The following is an 11,505-nucleotide window of genomic DNA, read 5'->3' on the forward strand; positions in this document are numbered from 1 at the left end:
GGCAGAGGCCTGAGTATGACTGCTAGTAATCGAGACAACTCTCTGCAGCCTCGATTACCGCTTGGTGTAGCATCTCGCGAAGCTCAAAGTTTATTCTCTGCGCTTCGCGTTCTAACTCATATCGTTCACCGCGCGCGACACTCTGCGCGTTTATGTCTTCGACCGTGTTTATTGGGCCATCTGGAATGGGGTGGTTTGCTGCAATCTCGACAGCATGGCGATACATTTCCAAGCGTTCGAATAAACTGTTTGTTCGAGTAAGAGAAAACCATTGTTCGGTGGTGCTGCATGCGTTTTCCCATCGATCTACAACTCGCGTTATGCCACGCACTATCGCTTCGTCATTCTCGGTTTCCGGAAGGTTCGCTAGCCTGCTGGAAATCAAATCGTGCGAGGCAATTAGATATCCATCAATTTCCTCGCGCGATGTGATTTGTCGATACTCTTCGGTGAGGAGCAGCGATGTTGCTCCGAATATTGGACTTAACCTTTCTCTTCCTAGCATTGCGTCGATCGTTGACCGTTCCGATCGTTCGACAATTTCTTGGTTCAGGGATGCTAATTCGTTCCGGGCGCGGTCTCGTTGCGTTTCAGCCTGCTCTCGCTGCCGAGCTGTAATCTCAAGGCTCTCCTGAGCTGCTGCAGCCTGACTTTCCGCGGTTTCAAGAAAGCGTTCCGCGTCCGCTAACTCGGATTGGGCATCTGCGAGATCATTGCTTCTCGCCGCGATGTCTCTGGAAAGAACCTCAATTTGGTTCTCAGCGGCGCTCTTTTCCTCGGTCAAACGCCCCAGTTGTGCCTGTCGATCAACGACATCCGTCAGAAGCTGGGCTCGCTCAGCACGGAGTTCTGCCTCTATTGCGTCTGAAAGTGGGGACCAAAAAGCGAGGTACGCCCCTAGCAGGAGCAAGCCTACGGAGGATACGGCTGACCACCAATTGGGAGCTATAGCGGCTCTACCAATGCCTTTGGCCCAATTCGGTAGGCGAAAGCCGTTGATAGGCCTTTCGGTCGAGGCTTGTTGATTTGCTTCATCAGACATGTCCGCACTCTAGCCGCGCAGTTCGAGATGCGAAACAAGATTGGGCTTTCATTGACTGCTGGTTAGCCTTGGCCGCGCAAAGCGGTGGCGCCATGACGTGTTGTGGTGCGAGTGACGGCTTCTGTGACGCCTAAATATAGTAAGCTTAACAAAAACAAGGGAATAAAATGCGCGCGCCAGATTTAGGTTCTGGTGTCGCAAGACGTGGGGGTTCGATTCCCTCCATCCGCACCACCCTTCGCCCTGCGGGCTCCGGCTGGGCAAGCCACCCGCAGCGCGCACCTGGGGCGAAGAGGTGCCGTCCGAAGCCTTTGGCGCAGGAGGGCAGCATGGCTCTCCAATCCTTGCCCAAAACTGCCCATTCTGTGCCCCAATCTGCCCTTCCAGCACACATCTGCGGCCGCAAGCCGCTTCCCGGCGTTGCGCGCTGTGAATCGGCGTGACATAACGCGCGCTCGAATTTGACTGCGGATTTGTCCGCCTCCACAGCAATGCCAGGGCCAACCCATGAACGTCACCGAGAAAGCCGCTGAAGGCTTGAGCCGCACTTATGAGATCGTCTTTGCTGCAGACGACCTGCAAGCTCGCCTGGACGCGAAAATCCAGGAGATCCGTCCTGAAGTCCGCCTGAAGGGCTTCCGCCCGGGCAAGGTGCCGACCAGCCATATTCGCCGCATGTTCGGCGAATCAATCATGGGCGATCTGCTCAATGAACTGGTTCCGGCCACCACCCAGCAGACCCTGGACGAGCGCAAGCTTCGCCCGGCCTCGCAGCCGGAAGTCAATGTCACCAGCGATGCCAAGGCCGTTACGTCGGGCAAGTCGGATTTCGTGTTCGAGATCAGCCTGGAAATCATGCCTGATTTCGAGCCGGCCGATCCGTCGAAAGTGAAGATTGAGCGCCCGGTGATCGAGGTTTCCGATGAGGAAGTCGACGAAGCGCTGGTCAAGCTGGCTGATGAGAGCCGCGAATTCGCGCCGAAGAAGGGCAAGGCTGCCAAGGCCGAGAATGGCGATATCGTCGTGATCGATTTTGTCGGCAAGATTGACGGCGTCGCCTTTGAAGGCGGTTCCGCCGAGGATAATCGCGTTGGTCTGGGCGATGGCGCTTTCATTCCCGGCTTTGAAGAACAGCTTGTCGGCGCCAAGACTGGCGAAGAGCGCACCGTTACCGTGACCTTCCCGGCTGAATATCAGGCCAAGCATCTGGCCGGCAAAGAGGCCGTCTTTGACGTCACCGTCAAGGCTGTTGAAGCGCCACAGGACTCCAAGATTGATGACGAGCTGGCCAAGCGCCTCGGCCTGTCCGACCTGGATGCCCTCAAGGACGCCCTGAAGAAGCGTTTCGCCGGCGAGCACGCCGCGCAATCGCGTCTGAAGGTCAAGCGTCTTGTGCTCGACCAGCTCGACGAAGCGCATGATTTCGATCTGCCTCCGAAAATGGTTGAAGCCGAGTTCGAGAATATCTGGCGTGAAGTTGCCCATGCGATCGAACACGGTCACCTGGAAGACGACGACAAGGAAAAGAGCGAAGACGAGTTGAAGGCCGAGTATCGCGGCATCGCCGAGCGCCGTGTGCGTCTGGGTCTGGTGCTGGCCGAGATTGGCAATCGCAACAAGCTCGACGTCACCCAGGAAGAACTGTCCCGCGCGATCAACCAGGAAGCCATGCGCTATCCGGGTCAGGAGCGTCAGGTCGTTGAGTTCTATCAGAAGAATCCGGGCGCCGTCGCCCAGGTCCGTGCGCCAATCTATGAGGAAAAAGTCGTCGACTACATCCTCGAGCTCGCCGACGTCACCGATGTACCGGTGACCAAGGAAGCGCTCTACGCGGACGACGAAGAAACACCGGCTGCCAAGCCTGCCAAGAAGAAGGCTGCGGCGAAGAAGCCGGCGGCGAAGAAGCCGGCGGCCAAGAAAAAGCCTGCGGCCAAGGCTGACGCGAAAGCGGAAGCCAAGCCTGCGGCGAAGAAAGCTGCAGCCAAGCCAGCGGCCAAGAAGAAGCCGGCTGCAAAGAAAGACGCCTGATCAAATCGGGTCTCAGACGTAAAAAGCGCCGGTGCGGTTTCGCCCCGGCGCTTTTTTTTACCCGGCGCATCGCACCTCTCTCTGCAGCCTGCGGCTTGCGCGTATCGGCAACGCCCGCAATAGTTCAACCTCGCGCGTGACGAGAATCGTCCCTACATAATTCAGGGCAACGGCCCAAGGAGCTTGATATGCATAATCCCGAGGATGTGATGATGAATCTGGTTCCGATGGTGGTGGAGCAGACCAGCCGGGGCGAGCGCGCCTTCGACATCTACTCCCGCCTGCTCAAGGAACGGATTATCTTCATCACGGGTCCGATCGAGGATCACATGGCCAGCCTGATTGTGGCCCAGCTTCTCTTCCTCGAATCCGAGCACCCGAAAAAAGAGATTTCCATCTATATCAATTCGCCTGGCGGCGTCGTCTCGGCCGGCCTGGCGATCTATGACACGATGCAGTATATCCGCAGCCCGGTGTCGACGATGTGTATGGGCATGGCGGCCTCGATGGGCTCGCTTCTGCTCACCGCCGGTCATCCGGAAATGCGTTATGCGACGCCGAATGCCCGCATCATGGTGCACCAGCCGTCCGGCGGTTTCCGTGGCCAGGCTTCGGATATCGAGCGCCATGCAGCGGATATCCAGAAAATCAAACGCCGCCTGAACGAAATTTACGTGAAACACACCGGTCGCACTTATGATGAGATCGAACAGGCACTCGACCGCGACAATTTCATGTCTGCGGATGAGGGCAAGGAGTTTGGCCTGGTTGATCATGTTTATGCCAAGCGGATCGACCCGGACAATCCGGAGAGCTGATGGTGATCCCGGTCTGCGGGGTGGCTTGAAGCATACTGTAGCGATATGGTCGAATTAGCAGACGCGGAAACCTTTCGCTAAAGTTCGGCCTTGATGTTGCAGGACCGAACAAATTGCGGGTATCGAATAGAGGCCCGGGCTTGAAATGGAGCGGACATGAGTAAGACCACAGGCGGCGACGCCGAGTCCAAGAACACGCTGTACTGCTCCTTCTGCGGCAAGAGCCAGCATGAGGTGCGCAAGCTGATCGCAGGACCGACGGTCTTTATCTGCGATGAGTGTGTGGAACTCTGCATGGATATCATCCGTGAAGAGAACAAGTCATCGCTGGTCAAATCCAAGGAGGGCGTTCCGCCACCGCAGGAGATCTTTGATGTCCTCAATGATTATGTGATCGGCCAGTCGCATGCCAAGCGCGTGCTCGCGGTTGCGGTTCACAATCACTACAAGCGCCTCAATCACGCCAGCCAGAATTCCGACGTCGAGTTGGCCAAGTCGAACATCCTGCTGATCGGCCCGACCGGTTGCGGCAAGACGCTGCTGGCCCAGACGCTGGCGCGGATCCTCGACGTGCCCTTCACCATGGCCGATGCCACGACCCTGACCGAAGCCGGTTATGTCGGCGAGGATGTCGAGAACATCGTCCTGAAACTGCTTCAGTCCGCCGACTATAATGTCGAGCGGGCCCAGCGCGGCATCGTCTATATCGATGAAATCGACAAGATTTCGCGCAAGTCCGATAATCCATCCATCACCCGTGACGTATCGGGTGAGGGCGTGCAGCAAGCCTTGCTGAAGATCATGGAAGGCACGGTTGCCTCCGTGCCGCCGCAGGGCGGGCGCAAGCATCCGCAGCAGGAATTCCTGCAGGTCGACACGACGAATATCCTGTTCGTGGTCGGCGGGGCCTTCTCCGGTCTCGACAAGGTCATCTCCCAGCGCGGCCAGGGTTCCTCGATCGGCTTCGGTGCCGATGTGCGCGAACCCGATGTCCGCCGTACCGGCGACATCCTGCGCATGGTTGAGCCGGATGATTTGCTGCGCTTTGGCCTGATCCCGGAATTCGTGGGTCGTCTGCCGGTCATTGCGACCCTGGAAGACCTCGATGAGGACGCCCTGGTGCAGATCCTGACCGAGCCGAAGAATGCGCTGGTGAAACAGTATCAGCGCCTGTTCGACATGGAAGGCGTTGGCCTGACCTTCACAGAGGACGCGCTGAAGCAGATCGCCAAGCGCGCCATCCTGCGCAAGACCGGGGCCCGCGGCCTGCGGTCGATCATGGAAGGCATTCTGCTTGAGACGATGTTCGACCTGCCATCCATGGATGGTGTCGAGGAAATCGTCGTCAATGCTGAAGTCGTCGAAGGCAATGCCAAGCCATTGCTGATCTATGCGGAACGCAAAGACGATAAACGCACGGGTGCTTGACGTAGCCGCCTCGCATCGCCACCTGTTGGCGTAAGAGGCGGCCACCCGGCTGCCACTAGTTTTCACCCGTCGGCGTCCGGCCGAAACGAGTCATGATAACCCGTCAAGTCTCGACGCGCCGGCAAACGGGTGCGCATGGAGCATACATGTCCACAATCAAGACACTTCCCCTTCTGCCGTTGCGCGACATTGTCGTGTTCCCGCACATGATCGTCCCGCTCTTTGTCGGCCGCGAAAAATCGGTCAAGGCGCTGGAAGAAGTCATGCGCGCCGACAAGCAGATCCTGCTGGCCACCCAGCGCACTGCAGGTGATGACGAACCCGCCAATACCGCAATTCACTCGACCGGTGTGATCGCCTCGGTTCTGCAATTGCTCAAACTGCCCGACGGCACCGTGAAGGTTCTGGTCGAGGGCGGTGTGCGTGTCGAAATCACCGGCTATACCGATACCGAAGAATTCTACGAGGCGACCTGCGAACCGGTCGCCGAGGAAAGTGGTGACCCGTCCGAGCTGGAAGCGCTGATGCGCACCGTCGCGGCCAAGTTCGACGACTACGTCAAGCTCAACAAGAAAGTCCCGCCTGAGGCGCTCGCCTCGCTGGCCCAGATCAGCGATCCGGCCAAGCTTTCGGATTCCATCGCCGCGCATCTCGCCGTCAAGATCGAGGAAAAGCAGGCCTTGCTGGAACAGCCCGATGCGGCAGCCCGTCTCGAGCGCATTCTCGGACTGATGGAAGGCGAGATCGGCGTTCTCCAGGTCGAGAAGAAAATCCGCAGCCGCGTCAAACGGCAGATGGAAAAGACCCAGCGCGAATATTATCTCAATGAGCAGATGAAGGCGATCCAGCGCGAGCTGGGTGAGGGCGATGACAGCCGTGAAGAGCTCGCGGAGCTCGAGGACCGTCTCGCTGAGGCCAAGCTGTCCAAAGAGGCGCGCGCCAAGGCGGATGCCGAGTTCAAGAAGCTGCGCCAGATGAGCCCGATGTCGGCGGAAGCCACGGTCGTGCGCAATTATCTCGACTGGATCATCGCTCTGCCCTGGGGCAAGCGCAAACGCCTGAAAAACGATCTGACGCGTGCCGAGGACGTGCTCGAAGCCGATCATTATGGCCTCGAGAAGGTCAAGGAGCGCATTCTTGAGCATCTCGCCGTTCAGGCGCGCACCAAGAAGATGCGCGGCCCCATCCTGTGCCTCGTCGGGCCTCCGGGCGTCGGCAAGACCTCGCTTGGCCGTTCGATCGCCAAGGCGACGGGCCGCGATTTCGTGCGCATGTCGCTCGGCGGCGTGCGTGACGAAGCCGAGATCCGTGGCCACCGCCGCACCTATATCGGCTCCATGCCGGGCCGGATCATCCAGTCGATGAAGAAGATCAAGTCGAGCAACCCGCTCTTCCTGCTCGATGAAATCGACAAGCTCGGTGCTGATTATCGCGGCGACCCGTCTGCGGCCCTGCTCGAAGTGCTCGATCCGGAACAGAATGCGACGTTCAACGATCATTATCTCGAGGTCGATTACGACCTGTCCGACATCATGTTCGTGACGACGGCCAATACGCTGAACCTGCCGCAACCGCTTCTCGACCGGATGGAAGTCATCCGCATCGCCGGTTACACCGAGGATGAAAAGCTCGAAATCGCCAAGCGCCACCTGATCCCCAAGCAGATGGTCAATCACGCCCTGACGCCAAGCGACTGGTCGGTGACCGATGATGCCGTGCGCGATCTGATCCGCTATTACGCCCAGGAAGCCGGCGTGCGCAGTCTCGAACGCGAGATTGCCAATCTGGCCCGGAAATCCGTACGCCGCCTGCAAGGTGGCAAGGCGGAACGGGTCGATATCACGGTGGATAATCTCGGCGAGTTTGCCGGTGTCCGCAAATATCGTTTCGGTGAATCCGAGCGCGAGGACCGTGTCGGTCTCGTCACCGGCCTGGCCTGGACGGAAGCGGGCGGCGATCTGTTGCAGATCGAAGCGGTCAAGATGCCGGGTCGCGGCAAGATGACGGTGACCGGCAATCTGCGTGATGTGATGAAGGAATCGATCTCGGCGGCGAATTCATTCGTGCAGTCGCGGGCGCCGTCCATGGGCATCCGGCCGACCGTGTTCCGGACCACCGACATCCATGTTCACGTCCCCGAAGGCGCGACGCCGAAGGACGGTCCGTCGGCCGGTATCGGCATGATGACGGCGATTGTCTCGGTGCTCACCGGTATTCCGGTGCGCAAGGATCTGGCGATGACGGGTGAGATCACCCTGCGTGGCCATGTCCTGCCGATTGGCGGATTGAAAGAGAAACTGCTGGCGGCCCTGCGTGGTGGCGTCAAGACTGTGTTGATCCCGAAGGAAAACGAGAAGGATCTCGTGGAAATTCCGGACAATGTGAAACAAGGTCTCGAGATCATCCCGGTCGAAACCGCGGATGAAGTCCTCGAGCGCGCCCTGGCCGCACCAGTCGAGCCGGTCGAATGGACCGAGTCCGATGCGGCAGCCCTGGCGGGCATGGCCAATCCGGCGCCGGATGGCTCCGAGGCTCAGCTCGCACACTAACTTGCCGCCGGCTCACGCCGGATTGGAATTGAAAGGCCGGGATTAATCATCCCGGCCTTTTTTCTGCATAAAACTTGCGTCGATGCGGCGCTGCGGCATTGACGGCGGCGGGGCAGGGACGCACACTCTCATCATGACTTGTACAGCGCTTTATTTTACCGACTATTTTACCAACGCAACCCGTTCGGGGGCGGTGGCCGGCTAGCGCGCGCGACAAGCAGCGAGTTTCCAGGGCCTCCCCCAACAGGGGAGGCCTTTTTCGTTTTGAGAGAAGGCCAGGACATGTCTGAACAAGCTTCACGCGATGATATCCGCTCATCGATCACCCAGATCGACCGTGAGCTGGTCGATGCCATCGCACGACGTACGGCCCTGGTTGAGGCGATTGTCGACGAGAAGGTGCGCTCCGGCCTGCCGGTGCGGGATCGTGACCGGGAACAGGCCGTGTTGCGTGAGGCGGTCGAGCGCGGCAAGGCCCAGGGCGTGCCCCAGGAGCTGGTGGAGCAGATCTTCCACGCCCTGTTCGACAATTCGATCCAGCTCCAGCGCACCCGTTTTGACTCGATGCGCGATGCCGATCTCAACGAGGCCAGCGTCGCCTATCTCGGCGGGCCGGGCAGTTACAGCCATATCGCGGCCCAGAAAATCTTCGCGCGCCGCAATGCCAATGTCGTTCCGTCAGCCAAGCGCGATTTCGTCTCGATTTTCCGCGCTGTCGAGACCGGCGAGGTCGATTACGGTGTCGTGCCGATCGAGAATACGACGACAGGCTCCATCAATGAGGTGTTCGACATCCTGCTCGAGGGCCGCACCCGGATCGCCGGTGAATTCATGCTGCGGGTCGATCACTGCCTGATCGGCAAGGCGTCCGGCAGTGGCCGCATCACCCGCGTTTTCGGTCACCCGCAAGCGCTGGCGCAATCGCGGCGTTATCTGGCCGGCCATCCGGAAATCGAGACCCATATGTCGTCCAGCACGACCCGGGCACTCGAACGCCTCCTGGAAGAGGATGATACTGCGGCCGCCATTGGCGGCGAGGATGCCGCCAAACTGTTCGGCTTTGACATTCTTGCCCACGGGGTCGGGGATCACGAGCAGAACATCACCCGTTTCATCGTGCTGGCGCGTGACAGCAAGCTTCCGGCGCGCGGGGTCGAGTGCAAGACCTCGATGATGTTCACCACCCGTGACGATCCGGGCGCCCTGGTCGATGCCCTGACAGGATTTCGCGACAATGGCATCAATCTGGTGAAGCTGGAATCCCGCCCGATTGCCGGTAATCCCTGGGAGGAGATGTTCATCATGGATGTCGAGGCGCATCTGGACGATCCCAAATTGCGCGACAGTCTCACAACGCTGGAAGCTCATACGCGCGAGATCAAGATGCTCGGCTGTTATGCCGCCGATCGCATCGACCGGGTGAGGGTGGATTGAGCAAACGGTCCTGCAGACAGAAGCCTGCGGGACCGCTCATTTCTCCGCCGGTCTGTGGCCCGTCCTATTCGGTGGCGACGTAATCGCTCAGCAGTTTTTCCTGCCGCGCCCGTTCCACCTTTGACGAGAACTGCTCATTGATACGTTGTTCCTGCAGCGTCTTGACCAGGGTCACGAGCGACCCGGTCAGAAACAGCACGCCCATGCCGACATAGCCTTTGGTCGACATGTCGACGGGCATCAGGATCAGCGAGAGGCCGAGCATCGCATAGGCTGCGATGACGCAGGCATAATTGAAGCTGACCCAGAGTTTGGATTGTCCCAGCATGATGATCTCCTTCAGACCGTTTGGGCTTGGGTGGCATTGATGCCGGTTTCGGTGCAGGCCTTGAGGCGGGCGAGCACATCAGCGCCGCGGCTCCGCAAGGGCGTGCCCAGGCCGTTCGCGGCCATGCGTTCAACCAGGTCATCACCATTCAACTCGGCGTCGATCTGGTCGAGAATGTCGAATTCTTCTGTCGTATCGGTCCGTTCCAGGGCGCGCTTGAGAACAGCCTCGCCCTCGACGATCGCCGCCATGCCGGCAAAATCGCCGCGCAAATCACGCGTCGCGCCGCGTTCTGCTTCCATCGAACGGGCCGTGGTCAGGCCGAGCCGCAATTCCACCAGCCGCCGGTCCGTCTGTTCGATCATCAGGCGCAGCCGCCGGGCGGCGAGGGCTGTGCGCTCGAGCGTCTGTTCGCGCACCGATTGTTCACGCTCAAGCTCGGCGATGGCGTCGGCGCCCTCGCTGGCAAAAGCATCCATGCCGGCATTCATGGCCGCCGTCACACGGTTCTCCAGATCGCCAATCCGCGAGGTGACGCCGGCGAGGGCGCGTTTCTCATTGCGTTCGCGCAGGATCATGGTGGCGAGGGCGCGTTTGGCGCGGTCATGGCCAGCACTGGCCTCGCGCAATTTCTGCTCGAGGATGAGCACGGTGTGGCCGTCTTCAAGCTCGTCTCGCGCCTGGGCGGTCCGGCCCCGGACGATGGTGATGAGTGTCTTGAACATCAGTATCTCCTTTAATGAACTATGTTCATAAAAAACGGTAGAGCTGAATCCGGTTCACGCAAGGGGGAAAATCGCGTGCTGTTCGGGGCGGGCGCCGCACCGTTTTTCCGCACTCCGCCAGCGCGCAGAACGAGGGATGCATGGAGGGGCGTGGCCGAGCGGGGCAGTCGTGACCGTCGCCAGCCGCAAAAAGGAACATTGTTCGTTTTAATTTTTGCGTTAGCCTTGAGGGATGAAGACTTCGCCCGCAACCCGCGCCGGAACTGACGCCCCGGCACCAAAGAAGACCCGGGGCCGACCCGGTCTGACCGATCAGGACCGCGAGGTGGCGCTGCAGGCGGCGCGGGTGCTGCTGGCCGAGCAGGGACTGAATGGTCTGCAGGCGAGGGCGATTGCCCGTAAGGCGGGGCTTAGCGTTGGCTCGATCTACAAGCTGTTCGGCGATATCGACGCGCTGGTGCGGTTTCTCAATCTGGAAACCCATCAGGAATTTTCCGCGCACCACCGCGCCGCACTGGCGGCGATTTCGCCGGACGAATCCGATGTCGAGACCCGTTTGATGGTGCTGGCGCGAGCCTATCTCGATTTCGTGCTGGCCAATAGCGCCCGATGGGAGGCCGTGCTGCACGGCAGCCGTCGCACCGATACGAGCCGGCCGGCGGATTATGTCCAGTCGGAGGATAATCTGTTCGCCATCGTCGAATCGGTGATCGCTGATGTCCCCGGCTTTGCCGGGCCGGGCCAGCGCGCCCGGGCCGCGAGGGCTCTGTGGGCCAGCGTGCATGGTATTGTCAGCCTGACCCTGGCCAATAGCCGCGGCAGCGATCCGGCCGCCGAGGCGATGGCCCAGATCGGCGTGATACTGGGCGCCGTGATTCGTGATGCGAGCGCCGCGCAGTAGTCTTGGCTTGCGTGCATCGCCCCTGTCAGACTAGAAAGCGCCTCCAGATCGGCCAAGGCCGATGCAGGCCGATGGATCGGGCGGTTAGCTCAGCTGGGAGAGCATCTCGTTTACACCGAGAGGGTCGGGGGTTCGAGCCCCTCACCGCCCACCACCCTTCGCCCTGCGGGCTTCGGGTGGCAAGCCACCCGCAGCGCGCACCTGGGGCGAAGAGGTGCCCTCCGAAGCCTTGGCGAAGGAGGGCTGCGCTCG

9 protein-coding genes and 2 tRNA genes are annotated in these 11,505 nt (G+C 60.0%); 8 read left to right on the plus strand and 3 right to left on the minus strand.

What is annotated here, in order from left to right:
- Positions 1 to 22: 22 nt before the first annotated feature.
- Positions 23 to 1,042: a hypothetical protein gene (locus BLT42_RS14485; protein ID WP_143024176.1), complete on the minus strand. Its 1,020-nt coding sequence runs from the start codon at positions 1,040 to 1,042 to the stop codon at positions 23 to 25.
- Positions 1,043 to 1,123: 81 nt separating this feature from the next.
- Here BLT42_RS14485 and BLT42_RS15175 point away from each other — a divergent pair.
- The 6 genes from BLT42_RS15175 to pheA all read left to right on the plus strand — a co-directional run bounded on the left by BLT42_RS15175 (position 1,124) and on the right by pheA (position 9,299).
- A tRNA-Leu gene (locus BLT42_RS15175) sits at positions 1,124 to 1,276 on the plus strand.
- A gap of 273 nt (positions 1,277 to 1,549) precedes the next feature.
- The gene (gene tig, locus BLT42_RS14490; protein ID WP_091771888.1) at positions 1,550 to 3,070 is read left to right on the plus strand and encodes a trigger factor; all 1,521 of its coding nucleotides are present in this window, start codon (positions 1,550 to 1,552) and stop codon (positions 3,068 to 3,070) included.
- 188 nt (positions 3,071 to 3,258) lie between these two features.
- Positions 3,259 to 3,888, plus strand: coding sequence for an ATP-dependent Clp protease proteolytic subunit (locus BLT42_RS14495; protein ID WP_091771889.1), 630 nt, complete (start codon positions 3,259 to 3,261; stop codon positions 3,886 to 3,888).
- A gap of 156 nt (positions 3,889 to 4,044) precedes the next feature.
- Complete coding sequence (gene clpX / locus BLT42_RS14500; protein ID WP_091771890.1) at positions 4,045 to 5,316, plus strand: ATP-dependent Clp protease ATP-binding subunit ClpX; 1,272 nt, start codon at positions 4,045 to 4,047, stop codon at positions 5,314 to 5,316.
- Between the two features lie 146 nt (positions 5,317 to 5,462).
- Positions 5,463 to 7,865: an endopeptidase La gene (lon, locus tag BLT42_RS14505; RefSeq protein ID WP_091771891.1), complete on the plus strand. Its 2,403-nt coding sequence runs from the start codon at positions 5,463 to 5,465 to the stop codon at positions 7,863 to 7,865.
- Positions 7,866 to 8,147: 282 nt separating this feature from the next.
- Positions 8,148 to 9,299: a prephenate dehydratase gene (gene pheA, locus BLT42_RS14510; RefSeq protein ID WP_091771892.1), complete on the plus strand. Its 1,152-nt coding sequence runs from the start codon at positions 8,148 to 8,150 to the stop codon at positions 9,297 to 9,299.
- Positions 9,300 to 9,363: 64 nt separating this feature from the next.
- On the opposite strand, the gene BLT42_RS14515 is transcribed toward pheA, so the two are convergent.
- Both BLT42_RS14515 and BLT42_RS14520 read right to left on the minus strand, forming a co-directional pair.
- Positions 9,364 to 9,627: a YiaA/YiaB family inner membrane protein gene (locus BLT42_RS14515; RefSeq protein ID WP_176780388.1), complete on the minus strand. Its 264-nt coding sequence runs from the start codon at positions 9,625 to 9,627 to the stop codon at positions 9,364 to 9,366.
- Between the two features lie 11 nt (positions 9,628 to 9,638).
- Positions 9,639 to 10,352, minus strand: coding sequence for a PspA/IM30 family protein (locus BLT42_RS14520; protein WP_091771893.1), 714 nt, complete (start codon positions 10,350 to 10,352; stop codon positions 9,639 to 9,641).
- Between the two features lie 232 nt (positions 10,353 to 10,584).
- On the opposite strand from BLT42_RS14520, the gene BLT42_RS14525 reads away from it, so the two are divergent.
- Both BLT42_RS14525 and BLT42_RS14530 read left to right on the plus strand, forming a co-directional pair.
- A complete protein-coding gene (locus BLT42_RS14525; protein ID WP_091771894.1) occupies positions 10,585 to 11,253 on the plus strand; it encodes a TetR/AcrR family transcriptional regulator in 669 nt (222 codons plus the stop codon).
- 78 nt (positions 11,254 to 11,331) lie between these two features.
- A tRNA-Val gene (locus tag BLT42_RS14530) sits at positions 11,332 to 11,407 on the plus strand.
- The last annotated feature ends 98 nt before the right edge of the window (positions 11,408 to 11,505 follow it).

The organism is Maricaulis salignorans (assembly GCF_900103475.1).
GTDB lineage: Bacteria > Pseudomonadota > Alphaproteobacteria > Caulobacterales > Maricaulaceae > Maricaulis > Maricaulis salignorans.